Here is a 23,306-nt window from a genome sequence, read left to right on the forward strand (position 1 = left end):
TGAAGCGCGCTGCGACTAGTTGAGCAGGCCGGGCTTCTCCAGCCGCGCGCGCGTTCCAGCCATCCAATCGTTCCAGGCTCGCTCGTGCTTGACGTAGAGCTCCAGCCAACGCTCGCCATGCCCGGCCTGACGGACACGGCGCGCTTCGACAAGGAAGTCGGCGCCAAGGCGGGCGCCTGGATTATCGAGGGCTTCGAACTCGGCCGTCTCCGAGATCGTCAGGCCGACAAGCACGCGTTGTCCCGCGCCATCCACGATGTAGCGCCGGGGCGCGTCCCTCTTCGGCTCGCTCATCTCGCCGTGCCCCATTCGTATCGGTGAGATCCCGCGTCCTGCCAGCGCATCGGACGCGGCCCTAGAAGGCTCGCCGGGCGTGGCCGAACGTTGAAGTGGGAGTTGCACCGTCTGTTCGGCGCGCGGCGCCACGGGATGATCTCGCAGGACTTCGCTGGACGCGCCAAGCACGCAACGCGTATCCCGAGATGAGTCCGGCACTGAAGATGAAAGTGGAGAGGAATGCAGAAGTCATGGGAGTCGCCCTGGATAGTCCGGGGACTTATCAAGAGCGAGCACTGTGTCGACATCATGATTCCTGCCGCCCGCCGGCCGCCGAAAGATTGTTCATGCCTGATCTCTCGCGTGCATGCGGCGTAATCTCGCGCGCGGATCGCAGCGATCAGAATCACTCCATGACGAAGCACTCTATATAGAGGGACGTCATGGAGAGACGTCCTCGCAGGGCCCGGCTCTCCAACACCGTTGCCGCCGGGCGAGCCTGACTGCGGTTTTCCCGCGAACAGGAAATTTCGGGCCGGCCAGCCAGCCCACGCCCTTGCAACCGTCCGGAACCCGTCGCATTATTTCGCATCGCATTTTACGAGGGATTCAATCCAATGAACTTCCGCGCTCTTATTCCATCGATTGCCCTGGCTGCTCTTGGCCTCGCCGTGACCGTCTCGGTTGCGCCGGCCGCCGAGCTCGCGCTTGCTCCGTCACACCGGGCAGCCGCCGTCCAGGGCGGCGTTGTGCTGTGGGATGACGTCTACCCGCCCGCGATCTATGGTCCCCAGCTTCGCCCGGTCGAGGAAGTCGCCGCCCTGAAGGCGCAGGCGCGGCCGGTGTCCCACCGCTGGTGGGGATATTGGTACGTGCGTTGAGTGCGGGATCGCTCGGCTGAGCTGATCTAACAACGACCAACAACTGCCGCTCCGCTGCCACAGGGGCGGCAGTTTTGTTTGAGACCCAGGAGGCCCCGGGAGAGCGGGTTTCCACGATGGGACAATCCCCAAGAGGAAAGAGTCCTCACCCGGCGCTTCGCGCCGACCTCTCCTGCTTGCAGGCGGGAGAGGTGAGCGGGCCCGCCGCGATAGTCGATTCGGCCTAGAGCCATTCGGCAAGAAGCTGCCGTGGTGCAACGTGCCGCTCGCATCTGCAGGCTCACGTCCACATCACGCGTGCCGTCGATGGTCTGCACCGGCATAGATCGCGTCCGCACCCACGCCAGACCCGGTTCGACAGACCGTCTTGGTCCTCAATCGGGAAAGAATGTTCTGCGCACGAACCAGGCGTAACGCGATTTGCCGTCTCCCTCAGAGGCGCCTCCCCCAAATGGGCAGGCCAGGCGGAAATCAAGTGGCAGGGTTAGTTCTGCGGCTAAACGAAACTGCTCCACGATTGAGCATAGATTGCCTCACAATTGTCATAGCGCTTCCACCGCATCGCAATATACTTCGTCTAGCAATCAAAAATGTCCGGCGAACTTTCGATGATCAAGCATGCGGTCCGCATGCTGGCCATAGTGTATTGCGTCTGCGGCCAGCCCGCCTATTCAAACTACGAGTCACAAGCGGTGACGCCCCCGCTGTCATTCTCGCAATTCTGCATTCAATATCCCGGCGACTGCCAACACCACGAGGACCGCAGGATCAGGGACTTCCGCTCCTCAGTTCAACGTTGGCGAGAACTCGCTCAGATCAATTCGACGGTGAATCTCGGCATTGCGCCGAAAGATCTGCCCGCAAGCCGACGTGATGCGGAATGGCGGATATTTCCCGACGAAGGCAATTGCGGCGACTATGCCGTCACCAAGCGGCATCTGCTGCTGCGTTCCGGCTGGCCCAGCTCGGCTCTCCTCCTCGCTGAGGTCGTCATCCGGGCAACCGGAGAGCACCACCTTGTGCTGCTCGTGCGGGAGGGAAAAGCGATCCTTGTACTTGATAACCTCAGTCCGGTGGTTACGCCGATCGTGGACGTCTCCGACAGATACATCCTCGTGCGGGCGGAATCGGGAATAGAACCCCAGCATTGGACACGCGAAGTTGCTGCTTTCAGCCGCTAGTCGACCGGCGATCGAGCTGCGCCTCGTCGCCCTTGTTGGCCAGCGGTCCCAGAGTCACGGCACGGGGCCGGATGTATCCCGACAGGCCGTCCGAGGGCCGTTAATCTAAGCTCGACTTTCAGCCGATTTCACCCTCCCTAACCAAGTCAATTTCATGTAAGCACAAGTCTCAAATTTGGGATCGATATGACAAAGAAACGAGCTCTTATCACTGGCGTTACCGGCCAGGATGGCGCCTATTTGGCCGAACTTCTTTTGCAGAAGGGATACGAAGTCCATGGCATCAAGCGCCGGACCTCGCTTTTCAATACCGATCGCATCGATCATCTGTATCTCGATCCACACGAGCCTGATCCGCCTTTCAAGCTTCACTATGGTGATCTGACGGACTCCTCGAGCCTGATCCGGATCGTCGGCCAAGTCGAGCCGGACGAGATCTACAATCTGGCGGCTCAGAGCCATGTCGCGGTTTCGTTCGAGGAGCCTGAATATACGGCAAATTCCGATGCCCTCGGCACGTTGCGCATCCTCGAGGCCATGCGCATCACCGGCCTGGAAAAGAAGGCACGTTTCTATCAAGCCTCAACGTCCGAACTCTACGGCTTGGTCCAGGAGATTCCCCAAAAGGAGACCACGCCGTTCTACCCCCGCTCACCGTACGCCGTCGCCAAGCTTTACGCCTACTGGATCACGGTCAACTACCGTGAGGCCTACGACATGTATGCCTGTAACGGCATCCTGTTTAACCACGAGTCTCCGGTTCGTGGCGAAACCTTCGTGACCCGAAAGATCACGCGGGCTTTGGCGCGCATCCATCTGGGACTGCAGGAACGACTGTATCTTGGCAATCTGGACGCGTTGCGCGATTGGGGACACGCGCGTGACTACGTCGAAATGCAATGGCTGATGCTGCAACAGGACAAGCCAGAGGATTTCGTCATTGCGACCGGGGTACAGCACTCTGTCCGAGATTTTGTGAATGTCGCAGCGAACGAAGTCGGCATGACAGTTCGCTGGGAGGGAAGCGGCGTCGAGGAAAAGGGATATGACGCCAAGACCGGAAAGTGCATCGTTTCGGTCGATCCGCGCTATTTCCGCCCCACCGAGGTCGCGACGCTTCTTGGTGATCCGTCGAAGGCAAAGCAGAAACTCGGCTGGGAGCCGAAGACGTCGTTCGAAAGCCTGGTTCGCGAGATGATGAAGGAAGATCTCGAATCCGCAAAGCGCGACGAGCTGATCAAGCAGCACGGCTTCAGATATTACCCGCGCCACGAGTAGTTCTTACAGATCGGCCAGAAAAGCGATCTAGCCAAGCAAGTGAGCGCCCATCGGGGCGCTCGTTTTTTTGAGATGACCTCACGCATCCACTGCTGTCGAGTGCCTTAGGACGACCGAACAGCATCCTCAACGGGAAGCCCAATGTTGGTCGCAGCGTCTGTCAGGCCTGCATTCGTCTGCCCTGCCGCATTGCCCTGACCTGTCATAGCATCCGACCACCGGCGCACGATCGTACGCCTGTCCCAACGATCAAGGGCTCGTTTTCTTCCTTCTTCGCCGTAGTGCTCACGCAGGGCCGGCGCTTCGCTGAGCTGGCAAATTGCGAGCTCGAGTGCCGACGAATCTCCGGGCGGAATCACAAGGCCTGCATCCGTGACTTCCGCCGCAAGACCCGTACCTTCTTCGGCCATCGCGATGACAGGCCGAGCGGACGCGAAGATTGCGCCAAGTTTCGAGGGCAACACCAGATCGGCGGCCTCAGCCTTCTGCGGAATCAGATGAAAATCGGCCGTGGCCATCAATTGATTGAAGCTATCGATCGGCTGAAGCCCGAGAAAATGGATATTGCGATGTCCGGTGGCGAGTTGCTCGAGCCTCATTTTATGAGGCCCCTCGCCTGCGAGGATGAAGTGGATGTGCGGATGGCTTTTCTCTAATCCAATCGCTGCCTCGATCACGAGTTCGAGGCCTTGCTTGTTGGACATTGTTCCAGAGTAAAGTGCAACAATTTCGCTCTCGCCCAGCTTCAGCTCCTGACGGTATTTGGTCATTCGCGATCCCGGGCAGATCGCATTGGTGTCAATCCAGTTTCTCACCTCGGCTGTCTTGTCGGGACGCAGCCCTTTGATTCTCAGCCGCTCGACCATTGCTTGAGAGATGGTTGAAACATGATCGAACGATCTGAGGATCGCCGCCTCGGCTTTCAGCATCCATTTTCGCAGATAAGGATTGCGCAACAGACCAAGGTCGAACGCCGCATCGACCTCGAAATCCTGAATGTGGAGCCACGACTTTGCACCGACGCGACGGGCTACGAACGAGACGAAAGCAGCCGACATCAGCGATGGCGCGACGGCGATCATAATATCGGGTCGCCAGGATAGCGCCTGAAGGAGGACCGGCGCCGCACTCGTGAGCGCGAATGAAGCATGATGGACCAACCGTTTTGCGCCCGAGGGATGTCCCGGCACATAAATCGGCGTACGCGTCACTTGAACGCCGCCAATATCTCTCGATCTGAAGTACGACGACTTGAACGCCGGCGGAATCTTCCAGGCCGGATAATAGGGCGGCGCCGTAATGACCTTAACTTCATGCCCCTCCGCGGCTAGGCTTTCGCAGAGCTCGGCGTTGTATTTCGCCACGCCGATCAGATCGGGAGCATAGTTGATGCCGACCAGAAGAACACGCATTAAGCCCCGCCCAAATCAAAGATCAGAATAAAAAATCTTTTTGCAGTCCAAGTCGTTTACTCAGTGCGTTGCGCTGACTTCCAAATGGCGTCCATAGCCCTTCAAAAAATCTTCGTAGGCGGCCGCAAGACCGGCCCGCAGAGCAACGTTCGGGCGCCAGCCAAGCCCAAGAAGCCTCGAACTATCGAGCAGCTTGCGGGGCGTTCCGTCTGGCTTTGAGGTATCGAACACAAGCTTACCTTCATAGCCCACGACTTCCGCAACCGCTGTTGCAAATTGGGCAATCGACAACTCGTCACCGCTGCCAACGTTAATCGGCAGGTCGCTTGAATAATTCTTCAGAAGGAAAACGCAGGCGTCGGCAAAATCCTCGACGTTGAGGAATTCGCGGAGCGGCGTGCCCGTACCCCACACAGTGACTGTCGGCGCCTTGGCGATCTTGGCTTCGTGAAAGCGCCGGATCAAAGCTGCCGGAACATGGCTGTGATCCGGATGATAATTGTCGCCGCGACCGTAAAGATTCGTCGGCATGGCAGAGATGAAATCATCGCCGTATTGCCGGCGATAGGCTTGGCACATCTTGAGGCCGGCAATCTTGGCGATTGCGTACCACTCGTTGGTCGGCTCGAGCGGCCCCGTCAGCAATTCGCTTTCGGCGATCGGCTGCTTGGCGTGCTTGGGATAGATGCAGGATGAGCCTAGGAACAGCAGGCGCTGCACACCGACCGCGTGACTGGCGCGGATCACGCTCAACTCCAGCGCAAGGTTGTCGCAGAGAAAGTCGACCGGAAAATTGTTGTTGGCTGCGATACCGCCGACCTTCGCCGCGGCGTGAACCACCACCTCGGGACGATGGGCCTCGAGCCATTTCAGCGTGGGCTCTTCCTTTGTCAGATCGAGTTCGCGGCGATCGGCCGTCAGGACGGTGCAATTCTCGGACGCAAGCCTGCGGACGACAGCGGATCCGACCATGCCTCGGTGCCCCGCGACAAAGACACGTTTGCCCGAGAGATCGTAGCTTGAAGCCCCTGTCATCGTATCCTCTACAAGCGTTCGGTTCGCCGGATCGTCAGGCGATCCAGCTGCCGCCGCACTACGCAATCACGCCGCCGATGCAGCCCCGGCCAACAGGTAACACAATCTTCACCATGCGACAGCCTGTCCGGGCCTGACAAAGATATTCATGGTGAACCTGCACTGCGCGCACAAAAGGTCAGCACGGAATGAAACAAAAACGAGCAAGGCAGCCGCATCGGCCGTGCGGCTGCCTTGAAAGATCGTCGAAAACGGCAGCCGCCGCGCAGGCTAGCTCAACCTCAGTACGCCCGACGCAAGACGGGTCCGACAGGCGCGCAAACCCGGTCCATGTACCAGCCATAGGGCGTCTCGACCCGCACCAGGGGGCAACGGCGCCACGGCGCATACCGGTAGGGATAGGGCTGCGCCCAGAACGTCACAGGCGTCGTCTGGCTTTCGCCCGCGAGCAGCGCTGCCGGCGCAGGCATCAGCATCGCGGCGCTCGCTCCGCTCGCCGCCCAGAAGGTGACAGTCGCGGCCAAAAGGCCCCCTCGCATCAATGTCTTAAACATTCAAAATAGCTCCTCGCCCCCTGCGGATTGATCCCCGAACGCGCTCGTCGGATCCCGGCCGGCCGACGTCACAGGTTCGTAAGGCCGCTCCACGACCAGCCCAAATAGTGAACCGAACTTTACCAAGGCGACCGGCGCAAATGCAACCGATGCCGGAGCAGCAGAGGGCCTTTTGGAGCGATATGGCGCGCAAGTGTGGCTTCTCGGTCCTATTTCTCCTCACTCCAGGCGCCCGGAGCGGCGAGATCGGGCGATCGGCGGTAGACATCCCGGAGGAATTGGTAGTTGACGGTCTGAGCCAGAGGCACGTCCTCCTCGCCGAGCTTGGCGAACAGGAGGATATCCCGGAGCGTTCGCCAGCGGCTTTCGTCGTAGTCGCCGATGCGGCCGCCGGTCGGCAACACCAGCGGGCGCTGCTGCTGCAGCTCGAATTTGAGCCGCTCGGGATTCAGGCCGCCCGATCCGGCACCGGCGAGAACGGGCACGCTCCGTGCATAGTCCGCGTAGGTGAACTGCCATCCTCGAATGAGGCCCTGAAGCACATCGGCGATCATGGATGGCTGTTCATGGACGAGAGCGTTGCTCGCGAAGTAGACCAAGCCAGGAACATGGATACCGTAGTCTTGCGGCTTGATGACATTCAGCTTCACGAAGGCCGAGCTGGAGGGATCCGGTTGCGCGTCGATTGCGGCGATGATGGCATCCACCTCGCCGGCCCGCAGCGCATCGAAGCTGTCGCGGTCAGCTACCTTGGTGATCTGGCTCCGGGGCAGCCCGAGCTGCGCCATCATGGCATCGAAAACGACGTCTCCCTCGCTCGCCCTGCGGTATCCCACACGCTTACCGACGAGATCAGCCGGCCGCCGCAAGCCCGAGCTTTCCAGCGTGAAGATCGCGACGGAGGTATCGAGGAAGCTTGCAGCAAACGCGGTCACCGGGACGCCGCGCCAGGTCTCCAGCAGGAACTTGTGGCCGCTCGTCACGCCGATGGCATGTTGACGTGCAACAGTTTGGACGAAGTCTGGATCGGGTTGAGCCACCAGCTCCAGGCGGGAGGAGAAATAATTCTGCCTGGATGCAGCGAGCTCGCCGGCGAACCGCGCGCCAATTGGCCCGTCGAGGAGGAGCTTGACCGCAACGGCCGCGGACCTCGTCGGAGCTCGCACGGGTGCCGCATCGGGGCGAAGGAGCAGAAGCCCGGTTCCGGCCAGGGCGAGGGCAGCAAGGCCAATGGCGAGGGTGCGCTTCCCGCTCGACCGGGTTCGTCGCCGGGACTGGGTTCGACGCAACGAGAGCTTCCTAACGGGTTGTGAAATTTAACATATCAGCCGGGGCGAGATGCGCTACAATACAACGTATGGGGTAAGGTTAATTTTTCCTTCGCCTTGTTTTAACAGCGCTTTTGACCGATAGCACGGCTGTTCGGGTAAATGAATTTTGCGTCGATGGGTTTGGCAGGATGACTATTGTTTCCACAAGGCCGGCGCCTGCCGCTGATTCTACGGCGGAAATTCGGGTTGGCGGCGCGGCGGCGGATGCAGCTGCAGGGTTTTCGCCGAGCTGGCTGCGACCTGTGGTTGTCGAGCGGGCGATGGCTTTCATCGACGCGGCGCTGGTCGTGGTCAGCGGGATCGGCTGCGCGGCCGGCTATCACATCGCAACCGCGGGCACGCTCGGCAAGGCGGATGTCTATGCGGCGGCGAGCGTGCTGGTGGCGCTCAATTTCGTGCTGCTGACGACCGTGCAGCACGGCTACCGGCTGAAGAACATCACCAACCTGCCGCGCACCTTGCGGCTGACGCTGACGACGTGGACCGGGCTGTTCGGGGCGCTGCTGGCGATCGCCTTCACGATGAAGGTCAGCGAGGAGTTTTCGCGCGGCACCACGATCTCGTTCTACCTGGTCGGCCTCACCCTCCTCCTCACCTGGAAAGCGATCGCGGCGCGCTGGACCGCGCATGCCTTGCGCACCGGCGCCTTCGCCAACGGCCGCGCGCTTCTGATCGCCGAGTTCGGCCTTGCCAGCTCCTCCAACGCGGTCGACGACCTCGGCCAGCACGGCTACCGCCTGGTGCGGGTGATGGAGATCGCGCCGAAGGACCTCGCCTCGCCGCTGCTGCTGTCGCAGCTGGCGCCGCGCTTCGAGGAGCTGATCGCGTTCGCGCGCGAGAACCGGATCGAGCACGTCTTCCTGCTGATGAACTGGAGCCGGCAGCACGCGATCGACAGCATCCTGGACGCACTGAAGATCCTGCCGATCCCCGTGCATCTGGTGCCGGACCCCAACGCGGCGCGGTTCCTGCGCTATCCGCTGGTCTCCACCGGCAACACCTTCACCGCCGAGCTGCGCCGCGCGCCGCTGTCGTGGAAGGAGCGCGCGCTGAAGCGGACGCTCGACCTCGCCGGCGCCAGCCTTGCGCTGATGGTGTTCGCGCCGGTGATGCTGGTGACCGCTATCCTCATCAAGCTGAGCTCGAAGGGCCCGGTGTTCTTCCGCCAGACCCGCCACGGCTTCGGCGGGCGCGCGTTTCGGATCTTCAAGTTCCGCACCATGCGCGTGCTGGAGGACGGCCCGACCATCGTGCAGGCGCAGAAGAACGACCCGCGCGTCACGCCGATCGGCAAATGGCTGCGCAAGACCTCGATCGACGAGCTGCCGCAGCTCTTCAACGTGCTCAAGGGCGACATGTCGCTGGTCGGCCCCCGCCCGCATGCGGCCGCCCACAACGACGAATATGAGCAGATCATCGGCAACTACGCCTTCCGCCACCACGTCAAGCCCGGCATCACCGGCTGGGCCCAGGTTAATGGTTATCGCGGAGAAACCCGCACGCTGGACCTGATGCAGAAGCGCGTGGAGTATGATCTGTGGTATATTAACAATTGGAGCTTGGGGTTGGATATCAGGATCATCGTCGGAACGGCGTTCACCGCCTTTCGTCAGCATGAAGCCTACTAATAGATCGCCCCGTTCTTGATCCACTTGGGCTTACAACTATTCTGATGAACGGAACGAGATTAAATGCCATCGCGCTGTATGCGAACTTCTTTGTGATGGCGCTGCTAGGACTTGCGATCAATCCGCTCCTTGTCCAAAGTTTAGGCGCGGCCGATTTCGGTATTTGGAAATCTCTATTGCGCCTGCTCGACCTGTCCGGAGTCGCTGACGGCAGAGCGACGCAAGCCCTGAAATGGATTGTCGCCCACGGAGCGAGAAAGGACGATGATCTTACCCTGCAGCGCGCAGTAGCAGCGGCAATCCTGATGTGGCTCTTTTGGCTTCCGGTACTCCTGTTGGCAGTTTCAGGAGTCGTCTACTTCCTGCCCTCACTCATCAACGGCGTGGCCGCCGATCATCTTACAATGGCGAGATGGGCAGCAGTAGCGCTTGGAGTCAATGTGATTCTTACTGCCGTCCTCGGCATTCCGGACGCGGTTTTGATAGGCACAAACCAAGGTTATCGGTCGATCGTGCTCACGACTACGTTTCTAGTCATTAGCAACGGATTGATGCTTCTTGCTGCGCGCGCCGGCTACGGACTGCCTACTCTGGGCCTGATCACCTTGGGTAGCACAATTCTAAACGCTACGTTTACATGGTTGGTTGCCCGCAAGCGGGTCAAATGGTGGGGAATCACCAAACCAATGCGTAGCGATGTCACCCGCTTCGCTGGCTTCAGTAATTGGACCTTGGTTTGGGCACTTGTCCAATTAGTCTTGCTTTCAAGTGAACTTCTGCTGATCAGCGCCATGTCGGGGCCGATCGCCGTCACCAAGTATACGTTCACATCCTATTCAATTCAGTTTGCTCTCTCAATTTGTCTGATGACGGGCAGCGCAGTTACACCAAGTCTGGGAGCCCTGATCGGAAGCTCAGATCTTGCCGGGGCAGGAAAGCTGGTTCGTCAAACACGCGAGATCCTGCTTGCTGTCATGGCAGTGAGTGGTGCGGGCATTCTTCTGTTTAACAAGGCATTTGTCTCGATATGGATAGGACCCGAGTACTACATGGGTGACGCACTCAATGCGTTGATGGTGATCGCGTTCCTTCAGCTTTCACACATACGCCTAGAAGCGCAGATTCAGGACGTCGGGCTGAACATCTCGAAGAAAGTTCTAGTCGCATTCGTGGCCACATTGGCGAGCCTGCTACTTGCGGGCGTCCTTTTCGCTGTATTTGGCTCGCTAGAGAGCATCTATATTGGCCTAATCATCGGCCGTTTGCTTGCTTCAATCTTACTGCCAAGGTTCGTTTCCGGTCTCGTTCCGATACCCGCCTACCATTGGCGCGGGATCGGAGTGTTAAGCATGGTTGTTGCGGGTTCGATATTCACCGCACCTTTCATTCAGCCGCACGATTGGCTTGCTCTCGTATTCACAGCCGCAACGGCATTCGTAGTCTTAACTGGAATTGCCCTTGCATTCATCGTCTCTCCGGAGACGCGATCGCTTATCTATGGACGGGCCTTCGCAGCCGCGAAAGGATGACGCAATGAACCGTACTCGTCCATTTCCCCACAAAATGTCACTCATCGGCCAGGCACTGCTAGTTGGCTCTTTGACATTTGCTCTGTTCGCTGTGCCCACCGGGAATGACGCCTACGTCGCATGGCCTGTCATTGCCCTATTCTATGTCTACTTCACACGCTCATTCCTCACGCCAGTCCGCATTCGGCCGGACATCCCCGTTTACACCTCGATTGAGACTCTCTTTCTGATCTTCTATTTCTTGCTTTTCATAAATCCTTATCAGCTACATTTTCTCGGACTTTCCGATCTCCGTAACAACTCGTATCTTCCCTTCGTGTACGAGAATGGATCGAACCAAGCCCTTGTTGCTTCGGCGCTCGGCTTCGTTGCATTTCATCTTGGGTTGAGCATTGCCACCGGACCAAGATCAGACCTGCCGACTGCAACGACTGGTGCAAACGAAGGACAATACTATGTCGCGTTTGGCTACCTAGTTCTGATGCTCCTCGCTGGATTCATCCTCATCTATGAAGGAGCTGGTTTCCAAAGTGCGGACGAGGGGCGGTACACAAAGGTAACGAGCGGCGGTGCAATCGCGGACGGCATCTATCTAATCATTACGATGCTCTGCATCGTTGCAGGCTCACGCGCGATCGCTCTTATCGCACAGAGGAAGGCGCTAGAGCTTCCCATCCTTCTTTGTCTCCTGATTATCGCTTATTGGTCTGCGCGAATACTTCTCCATGGAGACCGAAATTCATTCTTCCTGATCGCAATAGCTGCAGGTGGTGGCTTTTTCACGTTTGTTCGACGCACATCATGGGTCGCTTTGGCAGCCTGCGTCTTTGCTTCACTTGTACTCTACACTGCAGTTGAAACTGTTCGAATGTCGCAAGATCGATCTTTTTCAGGCCTGCTAGAGAAGATGTTTGAAGAGCGCCCGAGCCAGGAAGCGAACCGTAGCAGTAGCTTCAGCATAACGACAGCCACCTTACGAGCGACCTTTGATATTGTTCCCGAGCGATTAGAGTATGGCTACGGCAAGTACAAGCTGATTGGATTCGCCGGAGTTGTTCCTTTGGTCCGAGGCTCTCTACTTGGCAGTGACGCCCACCTAACCAACACAGCGGAGGTTCTTTCGAACTATATGCTCGGCCCCAACGCAGGCTGGAGTGTCGGATCGAATCTGCTGACAGACGCGTACATGGACTTTGGGCCTTTCGGCATACCGGTGTTGGTCTTGCTAGCTGGTCTATTTGCCGGGACAGTTCAGAAGCGCGCAGCAGTGACGCCCTTCTCAACGCGCACTATTACCTTCTACCTCCTTGTGCTCGGAAACTTTGCCGAACTCTCGCGGTACACTCTCGACTTCCCGGTGAGGATGCTCACGTGGACCTATATACTTTTCAAAGCCTACGACCTACTGATGTGGATGCAGGGTCGAGCGATCCCTATGAAGAAGAGGACAATTAAAAGCCAGCCTAAATCACATTCCGTTGTTCGCCTGGGCGATCATCTCAATATTAAACCTTAGCCTTCGATTGATTGTGAGACCGATGCGCGTCTGCTTTCTCATACAAGCCATGTCGGATGGTGGTGCGCAAAAACAGTGCATCTACTTGCTGAACGAACTTCAGAAAAGAGATGATATCGAGTTGCATCTCATCCATTTTTATCCTGGCGTGCATGACCATCTACTGCAGAAAACAAATTTGAATATCCATAGAATTTCCGTTAAATCGAATTATGATCCGAGAAACGTCTTGAGCCTACGCGCTCTAATCAGAAAGATCCGACCGGACGTTCTTCTCTCTTGGCTACACGCTTGCGATGCCTACAGTTTCTTCGTCCGGCTAGGCACAGCTGGGCTGACGTGGATCATGACAGAAAGAGACTCTAAGTACCCGCCGGACTTTCGCTATTGGCTTCGGCGCCACCTGGGAGTTTTTGCCGATGGGATCATCGCGAACTCTGAGAAAGGGAAACATTACTGGATCGAGGCAGGTGCGACCCGGCCTTGCTTCGTGATCCCCAATATTGTGCAACCACATGCGGCTACCGAGAATTCGGTCGCTTCTAATTCTATTGTTTATGCCGGCCGACTTGAGCCTCAGAAGAATGTGCCAATCGTTGTCCAAGCCTTCTGCGTATTGGCCAAACGTCGTCCCGATCTCCAGTTTACTATCCTTGGCGATGGCCGCCTCAGGAACGAGCTTGAAGGCATTGTCTCGCGCGCCGGACTCAGCAATCGGATAGATTTTCTTGGATTTCGGCCTGACATATCCGCCCACCTATCGAGGGCGGCCGTCGTTGTGAGCTTGAGTCATCACGAAGGCCTGCCAAACGTGCTGCTAGAGAGTGTCGCGGCGGGCACCAGGATCGTTGCTTCCAATATTCCCGAACATCGTGAGCTGCTCGGACCTGACTACGCGTTCTACGTTAACAACCGGGACGATCCGATCGCTTGCGCAGATCTTATTGAAGAGGCCCTTCTATCGAATCAGAGAAACGCTATGGAGTTTGCGATGGCGAGGATTGCTAATATGACACCGGAGAAGGTTGGGACTTCCTATCTGAGTGCTTTTAGGTCCATAGCAAGGAACGTCCAATGAGCAGGACGCGGCGGGCGATCTCGCGCATCGTTCTTCACACGCTGAAGATTGCGCTTGCGCCGATTGAGAACCTCAGCCCGCGCACCTACATGAAGCTATACGTCCCGCTCCTTTCCGCATACGGAATGCGCTTGAACGGTTTCCCCCGCTACATTTCTCTTCGAGCTAGATTCGATGACTTCGACTTTATCACGCTTGGTGAACGGACCGTCATCTCAAAATACGTGATACTCCTGACGCACGACTATTCGTTGACCACCGCATTGATTGCAATCGGAGAACCACCTCCTACGGATATTGCGGTGAAGCGGGAAATAAAGATTGGCGCCAACGTGTTCATCGGAATGAATGCCGTGATACTGCCAGGAACAGAAATTGGAGACAATGTTATCATTGGTGCGGCCAGCGTCGTGAGGGGACGAGTCCCCTCAGATTCCATTGTGTTTGGCAATCCTGCACAGAGGGTTGGCAGTCTGCGCGATCATCCGGAGCGCTGGAGAGAGCGCCGTGCTGCTCCTTCTGCAACCGAGGATTGGGAGCTTCGGAAAGATAGAACATGAACGCTATGAAGATAGCTATTGCACTCAAACGCGCTGCGCTCTTAGCAGCACTTTTGGTTCTGTCGAGTTCAGCTGGGGCTGCCAACATGTTAGCGCCCTCTATGGAAACCTTGCGCATCATCCTGATCGGAGATTCAACGGTGGCGCCCCACACTGGGTGGGGCAGCCTGTTTTGCGCAGTGCACGTGAAGGAAGATGTCGCTTGCCTTAACCTTGCTCGAGGCGGCCGCAGCACCCGAACGTACAGGGAAGACGGCTTTTGGGATATTGTCAAAAGCGAAGTTCAGATTGCTGCTTACCAGAAGACGTTTGTTCTAATTCAGATGGGCCACAACGACAAATCTTTAGACCCTATGGTCGGAACCGACCTTAAAATTGAATTTCCGAATAATCTGCGCCGGTTCGTTCAGGAGCTTCGTGCGTTTGGCGCTCTGCCGGTGTTGGTAACCCCTTTAGCAACTCGTCACTTCAAGGATGGCCAAATCAACAATACGCTGCTGCCGTGGGCAGCAGAAGTCGCTAAGGTTGGAAGAGAACTAAACACGCCAATTGTCGAATTGAATCAAAGCAGCGCATTGCTTTTTCAGAATTTGGGAGCGGTCGGCTCTACCGTATTTTCGGCCGTGGTGCCATCCGAGCCGGAAAAGAAAGCAGCAGAGGCGGGCACGACACTGCAACCCCGGCTGCCGAGATCGACACCGGTCACTCTCGAAACTCCGCAGAACGATCCGCGTCGAAAATATACGCAAGACTATACTCACCTGAATCGAAGGGGTGCGGAGACCGTCTCTGCATTAGTGGCATCGAGCTTGGCCGATGCCGTCCCTGAATTGCGTTCTCACCTAATTCCCTAGGTGCCACATGCATACGATGCATCTAGCTCTGTTGCTGCTGTTTGGTATCTACCTTCTTCCTCAGCATGTAGAGGCTAACGAGCCCAGGGATGACATCAAGATATTCGTATCCCCTGAGGGACGGGACGATGCAGACGGACTGAAGCCCGAGTCCAATCCCTCAGGAGGGGAGGGTCCACTCCGGAGCATCGAAAGAGCAGTCTCGCTCGTTCGCACATTGAGAGCTCACCAACCTAAGGGGCAAAGGGCGATCACCGTCTTTCTTCGGGGCGGTAGATACGAGCTTGAGAGGCCACTGGAGTTCGGACCGCAGGACTCTGGTTCCCCTGATGCCCCGACTACTTATCGCTCTTATCCCGGCGAAATGGCTCGCATTGAGGGTGGTACACGTATCAAAGACTGGCAGTTCGGACAGGATGGAGTTTGGTCAGTTAAGTACCCTTCGTCACTATCGCCAGCAGGTTGCCCTCAGCAGCTATTCGTTGGTGGAGAAAGACGCTATCGGCCGCGCCAACCTGCGACAGGCACACTGGAAATCAAAAGCGTCCCAAAGGAAGCGTCGCCCCTGCATGATAGGTTTGTTGCAGGCGAAGGGGACCTCCCACTGAATCTAAGAAGTTTCACGGACACCGAGATCGTCATCTTCGATGCGTGGACCGCATCTCGCATGCGGCCGACTTCCTACGACCCATCATCCAGGCTTCTTAAAGTTTCTGGCAAATTCGCCGGTCATGGAGTCCACCGTGACATGACGCCAGGCCTCCCCTACTTCATCGAGAATTATCGAGATCGACCGCTAGCGGACGGGTTGTGGCAATGCGACGCAGACCAGCTGGAAATCAGGTATCGTCCAGCGAATAACGAGGCGTTTCCTGCCGAGGACATGGTTATTCCGCGGCTTTCGAAGTTGATACTCATCGAAGGCAGCCAGACACAAAGCGTGCACGATCTTCATTTTGAAGATTTGTATTTCTCGACGACGGCGTGGCACCTGCCGAATGATGGCTGGGCAGCCATGCAAGCGGAAGTCGGCCTGCCCGGCGCGATCGAATTGCGGAATGCGAACGCCATTAAGTTTAAGCGCTTTGCGCTGGTTCATACAGGTGCTACTGGCATCCGCGTTCGAGAGAATTGCTTCGACGTTGAAATTAGCCAGGGAGAATTGCGGGATCTCGGCGGCACAGGGATTGCGATCGGCTCCGAACAACGCAGACCCGCTCCAGGAACGCCGTGGAGCGAAGGTGAGACAAGCTTATTCCCGACGCATCACGTGACAGTGTTGGACAATCTCATTGCCTCCGTGGGCCGAATTCACTTCGCCGCCGTAGGCGTCTGGATTGGCCAAGCCGATCACGTTCTGGTCGAACGTAATGAGATCCGCGACCTTTACTATACAGGAATTTCGGTAGGGTGGACGTGGGAGTATGGCCCGAGCCTGAGCCACGACAATAAGATTCTCGGAAACGTCGTTTCCGATTTCGGACAAGGGGTGCTCTCTGATCTGGGTGGAATCTATACTCTCGGACGTCAAGCTAACTCACTTGTCGAAGGCAACTTCATTCGTGGCGGCAAGGCTCGCAAGTATGGGGGCCACGGACTCTATGCGGATGCAGGAACCGCGGGATTCATCTTTCGAAATAACGTGGTGGTGAACGTTTCTCACGCAGGCATTCATATCCACTACGGGACGGACCTACTATTCGAGCGGAACTATCTTATCGACTATGGAGAAGCCGGCGTTCGCTGCACGCGGCCATCGAGGGGGTCATCTGTCGTACTCAAGAACAATTACCTAAAATCAGACCGCGCGGCTCCATTCTACGGCGTCTGCACTGACCGATCTTACGTGTTCGGGGACAACGAGATCAGCTCTGGCAAAGCCCCACAATCCTCGTCCGGCTTGCCAACGAAAATACAGCAAGCAGTCGACGATATCCGCGCGCGGGCTGGACGCACCTCGCCAATCCAGTTTACTGGAAACATGCAAGATGCCCGAAGCATAGCTCCTTAGCACCATTATCGTACGGGATGACAATACAATGAGCTTCGATCTATTTGCACTAAGGGCGCGGAAGCTCAGCTATGCTTTGAGGGTGCCACTCTTCCGACGTGCGTTACGCACTGGGGTGCTGGCGGGCGTCGAGCATGCCTATGCCTTAGGTCACCTCGCGCCGGAATTGGTAATCGATGTTGGAGCGAATCGAGGGCAATTTGCCCTTCTCGCTCGCCATCTCTGGCCCACCGCACGCATCGTGTCGCTTGAACCCCTACCTGGGCCCAATGCGACCTGCAGGACGGTGATGGCTGCTGACGAGCGTTTCGAATTGTTTGAGGCAGCAGTATCGACCGAGGCCGGAAATTCTATAATCAACGTCACCAGCGAAGACGATTCGTCTTCGCTACTTCCACTAGGCGAGGAACACCAGCGCCTTTACGGCTCCAGCCTTGCGTCAACGCTTACCATCAGAACCGACAGACTCTGCGCCTTTGTTGCTCCAGATGAGTGTCCAGCTTCATGCTTGCTGAAGATCGACACGCAGGGCTTTGAATTGGAAGTTCTCAAAGGAAGCGAAGAGTTGCTCCCACGCGTTCAGCACATTTATGCGGAACTCTCTTTCGTTGAACTCTATCGAGGACAGCCGCTGGCCTCCGAGGTGATCAGCTATCTTCATGCAGTCGGCTATCAGTTGGCGGGCGTCTTCAATGTAGCTTACGACGGAGCCGATCGACCTGTTCAAGCTGACATGCTCTTCTCGCGAGTTGAGAAGGAATAAGCGCTGTGTCAGAAGCTCGAAAGCCTCGCGTAGTCGTTGTCGGTGCGCTTCCGCCACCGATGCACGGTCAAGCCGCGGTAAATGCCGCCGTTGCAGAGGGCCTGAAACAGTTGCCGGTTCACCTTTCCATTATCGATACATCACCAGGAAACGCAAAGAAAAGCATTGCGTATCACTTTAGGCGGATGTCTGGCGTTCTTAGAGCCGCCGTAGAGTTGTTGGCTAAATGCGACAATCAGCACGCAAGAACACTGTACATGCCGTTCCAAGCTGGTCACGGCATCATTTACAACGTTTTCTTAGCACTTATCGCCCGACTAACGGGCTTCGCAATCGTGCTTCATCATCACTCATCGGCGCACACACTCCGCCGTGTTCCGATGTTCGCTTTGCTTACTTGGCTCTGTGGCCAACGAACAACTCACGTTGCTCTTTCCGACCAGATGGCTCACGACCTCGAGCTGCATTACGGCCTCACGGGACGAACGCTTGTCAGTAGCAATGCCTGCCACATTCCGTCTCCTCCCCCTTTAGAATCCAAGCTGATACGCGACGATTTGGTCGTTGGGTTGCTCGCAAATCTCAGTTCGGAAAAAGGCCTTCAACTGGCCATCGATACGGTGATTGGTGCGCGCAACAAAGGGGTAAGGGCCAAGTTGGTGCTTGCCGGCCCACTGGTAGGAACCGCGTCTGAAGAATGCGTAGCCCGCGCATCTAACGTTTTGGGCGAAGATCTGGAGGTCTGGGGCCCTGTCGACAAGGCACGGAAGGATCACTTTTTCAGGTACGTACAAGTTTTTCTATTTCCGACCACCTACCGATACGAAGCTCAACCACTCGTAATCTACGAAGCTTTGAGCTACGGCGTGCCCGTGATCTCCACGAATGCCGGTTACATCCGAGAGATGCTCGGTCGCACAGGAACAATTGTCAACATCGATCGGGAAATCCGCAGCCGGTTGACAATAGAGCTGCTCAGATTCTGCAATGATCTCGACCTATTCGTTCGCGTGTCTATCGAGTCGCGACGCGAATTTGAGAGGGCGGCAGAGATTAGCAGGAGGGAGTTCGCAGAGCTCTGCGCGACAATAGCCGCAAATTAGCTCAACGTATGACATATCTGAAGAACCTCACGTTCTTTATCGTTCCGATAATAACTTCCGTGCGTATATAGGGCCGAAGGTCAACCGGCGTGCATCGATCCGAATTGAAGTAGCAAACCTTCAATTTCAGCGGCTTAGTGCAATTATTCTTAATACTGATGATATGGTCGTACACGTCCGGCTCTACGACATGAGCTCGGGCGACTGCGTAGGTGTCATAGCATAACCTACCAAGCGAATCGCGTACGTTCGCGGCGGGGAGGCTTGGGGACGATTCCGCCGGCCCCTGAAGAGTAAATGAGGAGCTGGCGCCTCCGGGCGCCTGAGCAATTGCAGGACCTGCAAAGCTCAATGCGGCACATGTTCCTGCCGCCAGGAGCACCAATCTAACGAGTTCGATAGCTATCATCACCAAGGCCTGTCGGGGAGTTCAACACCAGGAATTTGCATCTTGTAGCCGTTGTCCGAGAGCCACCTCGACAAGTGCTGCCGAGAACTGATGTCAGCAGACGCCAACCCGATTGTGAGCTCTGAGCTATATTGCCGGCCGACTCCGGTAAGGATCAATCCTGCCTCTACGGTAAGATCGCTATCGACAATCTTGGCGAATTCCGCCGCCGCGCGATTCTTCTGACTTTCATCGAGCAACGGGAACGCGGAGAGCGAGAGACGATTGCGCCGCACTGAAACCCAGCCTTCATAGGGGCCAGTCGCATACGATTGATCGAAATACCTGAGCGTATCGTCCCCAATCCCTTCTCGCGCTGTCACTAGTGAGTAGAGCATCAACCACAGAAAGGAGTCTCGCGGGTTCATCATCAACGATGAGCGTACTCTCTCCTGCGCGTTAGCCATGTCATCATCTACCTCCCCTAGAGCACCGCGGCCGGCCCCCTCGGCCACTCCAAGACTAACGAACGCCAGTGCGCGGATGAACGCTGGGTGCTCCACCACTCTCCTCGGCTCTCGCTCGAGCCCCGCCGCCACCTGGGCGAGCACACCCGGTTTGAACCGCCGATCAGCCATCATGCGTTGGGTCACGTCATGGGCTGGCGCGGTCGCACGGAAGCTCGGCAGAACCGTTATACACCAGCCAGTACAGGCGATGCCGAACGCAAGGAGCAGAAGCTTAACGCTACTCCACATACCCATACCGGGCGTAGTACTTTTGGTAGTAGTAGCGACCGTGATAGGATTCATAGCGCGCCAAAAGCTTCGTGTCGGCCTTGTTCAGCGCGACGCCAAGGAGCTTGTCCTGGATCTCTGGCGCGCCCCGCAGGTTGTGGCGGACGACGTCGATCTTGGTCTTGCCCCACTCCACGACGAACACGAACGAATCGACGAAGGAAGAAGTGACGCGCACGTCCACCACCGGCGCCATGGGCGGCATGTCCAGCACAACGTAGTCATACTTCGAGCGCAATAACGCAACGAGATCACGCATCGGCTTGGACGCGAGCACCTCATTCGTGTGAAGCAACTTCGAAGTAGTCCCTGCAGGCAGAAGCACAAGTCCGGTCTGCGGGTCTACACTAACGACGTCATCGAGTTGCGCCTTATGCGAGACCAGATCGACGAGGCCGCTCTTCGAATCCGGTCGCAGGGCACGTGACAGGGAAGGATTACGAAGATCCGCATCGACCAAGATCACACGGGCTCCCCCGTGGGCAATGAGCTGCGCGAGATTGGTCGAGAGCGTACTCTTGCCTTCATTCGGCAGCGTCGATGTCACCGCCAACACGCGATTTTCGCGAACTATGGAGTTGAGATCAATCGCAACTTTCAGCGAGCGCACCGCCTCGGAGAAGCGCGACAAAGGATTATCTACCACGTATCGCAGAAAATCTGGCTCGGGGTTGCTCTTTCTTTTCCCAATCGACCCCGGCGCAGCTAGAGCCGGTAAGATGGCGATACAATTGGTCCCCAGCTCCTCTTCGACTTGCGACGTGGTCCGAAACACCTTGTCAGACAATTCGCGCGCCATCGCAACACCGAAGCTCACCAAAAGTCCCCCGAACAGAGCCGCCCCAAGTATGATGAGCGACTTCGGATAGCTCTTGATCAACGGCGTCGTCGCGGCGCTGATCACACGCGCTTCGGTGATCGGGAACGACTGTTGCTGCACACTTTCCATGTAGCGCTGGAGGAAGTTGTCATACATAGCCTGGTAGGATTGCGCGTTGCTTTCAAGCTCGCGCAACTGTACCTGCGCCTGGTTAGTGAGCTGCGACTCCGATACGGCGTTGGCGAGGCTTGATTTGATTGCTTCCTCGCGGGTCACAGCGATGTCATATTCACTCTTATAGGATTCCTGGATACGCTTGAGCTCGTCCTGGATGTTCTTCTTAATTTCTGCCATCTGGCTACGCAGGTTCACCGCAGCGAGATGGTCATGACCATACTTAGTCGACCAGATCGATTCCTTCGAGGCCATATCGACATATTGCGCGCGGAGCTTGACGATGGTCTCATTCTTCAAGGCGTCTGCGACGTTGGCATCCGGGATGTCCTGCTTAAGGATGTTGTTCATGCGGTCGAGTCGGGCTTTAGCCTCGGCCGTCCCCGCATGCGCGAGCACGAGTTGGCTATTCACCTCAGCGAGCTGCTGCTCATTGATTAGACGGCCGCCAGTGTCGATGATGTTGTTGGCAGTCTTGAAATCAACTACCGCCTTCTGAGCGGCGGAGGCTTGGGTGCGCAGCTCCTTGATGCGGTCCTGCAGCCAGACGCTCGCTCGGCGGGTTGCCTGATATTTTGCCTCAAGCTGGTCGACGATATAGGCGTCGGCGATCGCGTTTGCGATCTTTGCGGCCTTTCGCGGATCTTTCGAGGTAAAGCCGATCTCCATCACATAGGTGAGACCAAGACGTTTAATGGTGCGGTTCTTTTCGAAACGCTCCAACGCCTTGCGTGTCAGTTCGAACTCCGAAGGTTCGTGCCCGTCGGAAAAGAGCCTTCCGACAAAATCGACAACTGCTCCAAGTGCCCCGCCACCGCTGCCGATGAAGTCGGGGTCATCAATCAGGCGCAGGTCGCGGATCACGGCGAGGCTGATGTTTTCCGACTTAAGGATCTCGACCTGGGTTTCTACGGTCGCGGAGTCGATCGCGATGTCGCCGAGGACGGATTGCTGCTGGAACAGCTGCACCTTGCGGGTGTCGATCACCATCGAGGCTGTCGAGGTGAATTGCGGCGCGGCGGTGAAGAGATAGAGCAGCGCCAGGATCACGCAGGCCGAGACGATCGCGATCATGGTCGGGAACTGGCGGCGGATGATCTCGAGATAGGAGGTCAGCGACTGCGACGGAGAGCCGTCGGCCTCGGCGAAATCACGGTTGATCTCCGAGGTCGGCTTGTTCACCTGCAACATCCAGTAATTCCTGAAAATGGATCGATCTGTGGTCTTGGGATCAATGTTCGCCGGAAACCCGGCTGCGTCCGGAGCAAGCCGGACGCCAGAGCCCGCGCTGCGCGCAACACTAGCACAAGCCTGCCTGCAATTGAACGCGCTCGATGCGGTGCAGCGCGCGGCTTTTGCTGCTTTTTGCAGGAAGCTTAACGGCGCAAAAAGCAAAACGGCGCCTTGGGGCGCCGCTGCCGTGATGTCATGGGCCGGCCGCGCGGGCCGATTGCGGTTAGCGCGGGCTGACGCTGTTGTTGGTGCTGCCGACGCCACCACCGACGGTCGCGGGCGGATTGTTGGGGTTGTTGTTGTTGCCGAACCTGACGGCGCCGCCGCCGGTGCCGCCGTTCGGGAAGTTGTTGCCGGTGGGGCCGCCCGCGCCGGAGCTGCCGCCACCGCCGCCGCCACCGGTCGCGGCGATCGCGACGTCGCCGGTCGCGGCCTGGTAGGCGGCGATCACGTCGGCGTTCTGGGTGCCGGCGATCGCGGCCTGGATCTCATTGGCATAGGCCTGGTCGGACTGCGCGGCCATGCGGGCGACCTGGGCGAGGCCGCCGACGATCGCGCGCATCTGGTCCTTGGTGGTCGCGGGATCTTTCAACAGCGCGATCAGGCCCGGCAGCGTGGTCGGATCGGAGGCGCCGAGGTCGCGCACGCGCGAGATCAGCTGCGGGCCGCCGGTCGGATATTGCTGCAACAGGCTGTTCGGCGCGGCCTTGAAGTCGGAAATGACGGTGGCCGGCAGCTGGCGCTGCGGCGGGTAAACGGCGGCGCTGGCGGCCGACGAAATCGTCGCGGCGAGGGCCGCTGCGGCAGCCATGCGAAGCGCAATTTTGACAACGCTCATAAACAAACCTCCAAAAATCAGCTGCCCCGATATGCGTCCTCGGCCCGGGCAAAAGGCTGTGCTGGT

At 57.5% G+C, this 23,306-nt stretch carries 20 protein-coding genes; 12 read left to right on the forward strand and 8 right to left on the reverse strand.

The features are described 5' to 3' along the window. Positions 1–15: 15 nt before the first annotated feature. Positions 16–294 (reverse strand): hypothetical protein, encoded by a 279-nt coding sequence (locus WI560_RS25720; RefSeq protein WP_375305430.1) that lies wholly within the window; start codon positions 292–294, stop codon positions 16–18. A gap of 599 nt (positions 295–893) precedes the next feature. Here WI560_RS25720 and WI560_RS25725 point away from each other — a divergent pair. The 3 genes from WI560_RS25725 to gmd all read left to right on the forward strand — a co-directional run bounded on the left by WI560_RS25725 (position 894) and on the right by gmd (position 3,616). Further along, complete coding sequence (locus tag WI560_RS25725) at positions 894–1,157, forward strand: hypothetical protein (RefSeq protein WP_028134743.1); 264 nt, start codon at positions 894–896, stop codon at positions 1,155–1,157. Between the two features lie 590 nt (positions 1,158–1,747). Beyond that, on the forward strand, positions 1,748–2,338 hold the full coding sequence (locus tag WI560_RS25730; RefSeq protein WP_375305431.1) for a transglutaminase-like cysteine peptidase: 591 nt from the start codon (positions 1,748–1,750) through the stop codon (positions 2,336–2,338). A 186-nt stretch (positions 2,339–2,524) separates the two neighbouring features. Further along, complete coding sequence (gene gmd / locus WI560_RS25735) at positions 2,525–3,616, forward strand: GDP-mannose 4,6-dehydratase (RefSeq protein WP_375305432.1); 1,092 nt, start codon at positions 2,525–2,527, stop codon at positions 3,614–3,616. A 104-nt stretch (positions 3,617–3,720) separates the two neighbouring features. Here gmd and WI560_RS25740 read toward each other — a convergent pair whose 3' ends face one another. The 4 genes from WI560_RS25740 to WI560_RS25755 form a co-directional block, all read right to left on the reverse strand. Beyond that, positions 3,721–5,028 (reverse strand): WcaI family glycosyltransferase, encoded by a 1,308-nt coding sequence (locus WI560_RS25740; RefSeq protein ID WP_375305433.1) that lies wholly within the window; start codon positions 5,026–5,028, stop codon positions 3,721–3,723. A gap of 60 nt (positions 5,029–5,088) precedes the next feature. Continuing rightward, entirely contained in the window at positions 5,089–6,063 is a 975-nt protein-coding gene (locus WI560_RS25745; protein ID WP_375305434.1) for a GDP-L-fucose synthase family protein, read from the reverse strand. 281 nt (positions 6,064–6,344) lie between these two features. Beyond that, positions 6,345–6,617, reverse strand: coding sequence for a hypothetical protein (locus WI560_RS25750; protein WP_375305435.1), 273 nt, complete (start codon positions 6,615–6,617; stop codon positions 6,345–6,347). 209 nt (positions 6,618–6,826) lie between these two features. Then, positions 6,827–7,906, reverse strand: a complete 1,080-nt coding sequence (locus WI560_RS25755; protein WP_375305436.1) for an ABC transporter substrate-binding protein — start codon at positions 7,904–7,906, stop codon at positions 6,827–6,829. 302 nt (positions 7,907–8,208) lie between these two features. On the opposite strand from WI560_RS25755, the gene WI560_RS25760 reads away from it, so the two are divergent. The 9 genes from WI560_RS25760 to WI560_RS25800 all read left to right on the forward strand — a co-directional run bounded on the left by WI560_RS25760 (position 8,209) and on the right by WI560_RS25800 (position 18,990). Further along, positions 8,209–9,576, forward strand: coding sequence for an undecaprenyl-phosphate glucose phosphotransferase (locus WI560_RS25760; RefSeq protein ID WP_375305437.1), 1,368 nt, complete (start codon positions 8,209–8,211; stop codon positions 9,574–9,576). A gap of 44 nt (positions 9,577–9,620) precedes the next feature. Further along, positions 9,621–11,105: a hypothetical protein gene (locus WI560_RS25765; protein ID WP_375305438.1), complete on the forward strand. Its 1,485-nt coding sequence runs from the start codon at positions 9,621–9,623 to the stop codon at positions 11,103–11,105. Positions 11,106–11,109: 4 nt separating this feature from the next. Beyond that, positions 11,110–12,621, forward strand: a complete 1,512-nt coding sequence (gene wzy, locus WI560_RS25770) for an O-antigen polysaccharide polymerase Wzy (RefSeq protein ID WP_375305439.1) — start codon at positions 11,110–11,112, stop codon at positions 12,619–12,621. A 22-nt stretch (positions 12,622–12,643) separates the two neighbouring features. After that, positions 12,644–13,699 carry a glycosyltransferase gene (locus WI560_RS25775; RefSeq protein WP_375305440.1) on the forward strand — a complete coding sequence of 352 codons (1,056 nt, stop codon included), beginning with the start codon at positions 12,644–12,646 and terminating at the stop codon, positions 13,697–13,699. Then, positions 13,696–14,259 carry an acyltransferase gene (locus tag WI560_RS25780; RefSeq protein ID WP_375305441.1) on the forward strand — a complete coding sequence of 188 codons (564 nt, stop codon included), beginning with the start codon at positions 13,696–13,698 and terminating at the stop codon, positions 14,257–14,259. The genes WI560_RS25775 and WI560_RS25780 overlap by 4 nt, the downstream gene beginning before the upstream one ends. Further along, on the forward strand, positions 14,256–15,113 hold the full coding sequence (locus WI560_RS25785) for an SGNH/GDSL hydrolase family protein (protein ID WP_375305442.1): 858 nt from the start codon (positions 14,256–14,258) through the stop codon (positions 15,111–15,113). Before WI560_RS25780 ends, WI560_RS25785 begins: the two co-directional genes overlap by 4 nt. A gap of 748 nt (positions 15,114–15,861) precedes the next feature. Next, positions 15,862–17,124, forward strand: a complete 1,263-nt coding sequence (locus WI560_RS25790) for a right-handed parallel beta-helix repeat-containing protein (protein WP_375305443.1) — start codon at positions 15,862–15,864, stop codon at positions 17,122–17,124. Between the two features lie 28 nt (positions 17,125–17,152). Continuing rightward, positions 17,153–17,887 carry an FkbM family methyltransferase gene (locus WI560_RS25795; RefSeq protein WP_375305444.1) on the forward strand — a complete coding sequence of 245 codons (735 nt, stop codon included), beginning with the start codon at positions 17,153–17,155 and terminating at the stop codon, positions 17,885–17,887. 59 nt (positions 17,888–17,946) lie between these two features. Continuing rightward, positions 17,947–18,990 (forward strand): glycosyltransferase family 4 protein, encoded by a 1,044-nt coding sequence (locus WI560_RS25800; RefSeq protein ID WP_375305445.1) that lies wholly within the window; start codon positions 17,947–17,949, stop codon positions 18,988–18,990. A gap of 408 nt (positions 18,991–19,398) precedes the next feature. Here WI560_RS25800 and WI560_RS25805 read toward each other — a convergent pair whose 3' ends face one another. The 3 genes from WI560_RS25805 to WI560_RS25815 all read right to left on the reverse strand — a co-directional run bounded on the left by WI560_RS25805 (position 19,399) and on the right by WI560_RS25815 (position 23,240). Continuing rightward, the gene (locus tag WI560_RS25805) at positions 19,399–20,019 is read right to left on the reverse strand and encodes a hypothetical protein (protein ID WP_375305446.1); all 621 of its coding nucleotides are present in this window, start codon (positions 20,017–20,019) and stop codon (positions 19,399–19,401) included. Between the two features lie 106 nt (positions 20,020–20,125). Further along, positions 20,126–22,360 carry a polysaccharide biosynthesis tyrosine autokinase gene (locus tag WI560_RS25810; RefSeq protein WP_375308911.1) on the reverse strand — a complete coding sequence of 745 codons (2,235 nt, stop codon included), beginning with the start codon at positions 22,358–22,360 and terminating at the stop codon, positions 20,126–20,128. Between the two features lie 265 nt (positions 22,361–22,625). After that, the gene (locus tag WI560_RS25815; protein WP_375305447.1) at positions 22,626–23,240 is read right to left on the reverse strand and encodes a hypothetical protein; all 615 of its coding nucleotides are present in this window, start codon (positions 23,238–23,240) and stop codon (positions 22,626–22,628) included. Between the last annotated feature and the right edge of the window lie 66 nt (positions 23,241–23,306).

It is taken from the genome of Bradyrhizobium sp. A11, assembly GCF_042077125.1.
Taxonomy (GTDB): Bacteria; Pseudomonadota; Alphaproteobacteria; order Rhizobiales; family Xanthobacteraceae; genus Bradyrhizobium; species Bradyrhizobium japonicum_B.

Excerpts from the sequence above, each read along its gene's own strand:
- WI560_RS25760 (WP_375305437.1), top strand. The coding sequence starts at position 8,209 with ATGGCTTTCATCGACGCGGCGCTGGTCGTGGTCAGCGGGATCGGCTGC.
- WI560_RS25720 (WP_375305430.1), bottom strand. The coding sequence starts at position 294 with ATGAGCGAGCCGAAGAGGGACGCGCCCCGGCGCTACATCGTGGATGGC.
- WI560_RS25725 (WP_028134743.1), top strand. The coding sequence starts at position 894 with ATGAACTTCCGCGCTCTTATTCCATCGATTGCCCTGGCTGCTCTTGGC.
- WI560_RS25740 (WP_375305433.1), bottom strand. The coding sequence starts at position 5,028 with ATGCGTGTTCTTCTGGTCGGCATCAACTATGCTCCCGATCTGATCGGC.
- WI560_RS25810 (WP_375308911.1), bottom strand. The coding sequence starts at position 22,360 with ATGTTGCAGGTGAACAAGCCGACCTCGGAGATCAACCGTGATTTCGCC.
- WI560_RS25815 (WP_375305447.1), bottom strand. The coding sequence starts at position 23,240 with ATGAGCGTTGTCAAAATTGCGCTTCGCATGGCTGCCGCAGCGGCCCTC.
- wzy (WP_375305439.1), top strand. The coding sequence starts at position 11,110 with ATGAACCGTACTCGTCCATTTCCCCACAAAATGTCACTCATCGGCCAG.
- WI560_RS25805 (WP_375305446.1), bottom strand. The coding sequence starts at position 20,019 with ATGATGGCTGATCGGCGGTTCAAACCGGGTGTGCTCGCCCAGGTGGCG.
- WI560_RS25730 (WP_375305431.1), top strand. The coding sequence starts at position 1,748 with ATGTCCGGCGAACTTTCGATGATCAAGCATGCGGTCCGCATGCTGGCC.
- WI560_RS25790 (WP_375305443.1), top strand. The coding sequence starts at position 15,862 with ATGACGCCAGGCCTCCCCTACTTCATCGAGAATTATCGAGATCGACCG.
- WI560_RS25800 (WP_375305445.1), top strand. The coding sequence starts at position 17,947 with ATGCACGGTCAAGCCGCGGTAAATGCCGCCGTTGCAGAGGGCCTGAAA.
- WI560_RS25775 (WP_375305440.1), top strand. The coding sequence starts at position 12,644 with ATGCGCGTCTGCTTTCTCATACAAGCCATGTCGGATGGTGGTGCGCAA.
- gmd (WP_375305432.1), top strand. The coding sequence starts at position 2,525 with ATGACAAAGAAACGAGCTCTTATCACTGGCGTTACCGGCCAGGATGGC.
- WI560_RS25765 (WP_375305438.1), top strand. The coding sequence starts at position 9,621 with ATGAACGGAACGAGATTAAATGCCATCGCGCTGTATGCGAACTTCTTT.
- WI560_RS25785 (WP_375305442.1), top strand. The coding sequence starts at position 14,256 with ATGAACGCTATGAAGATAGCTATTGCACTCAAACGCGCTGCGCTCTTA.
- WI560_RS25795 (WP_375305444.1), top strand. The coding sequence starts at position 17,153 with ATGAGCTTCGATCTATTTGCACTAAGGGCGCGGAAGCTCAGCTATGCT.
- WI560_RS25745 (WP_375305434.1), bottom strand. The coding sequence starts at position 6,063 with ATGACAGGGGCTTCAAGCTACGATCTCTCGGGCAAACGTGTCTTTGTC.
- WI560_RS25750 (WP_375305435.1), bottom strand. The coding sequence starts at position 6,617 with ATGTTTAAGACATTGATGCGAGGGGGCCTTTTGGCCGCGACTGTCACC.
- WI560_RS25780 (WP_375305441.1), top strand. The coding sequence starts at position 13,696 with ATGAGCAGGACGCGGCGGGCGATCTCGCGCATCGTTCTTCACACGCTG.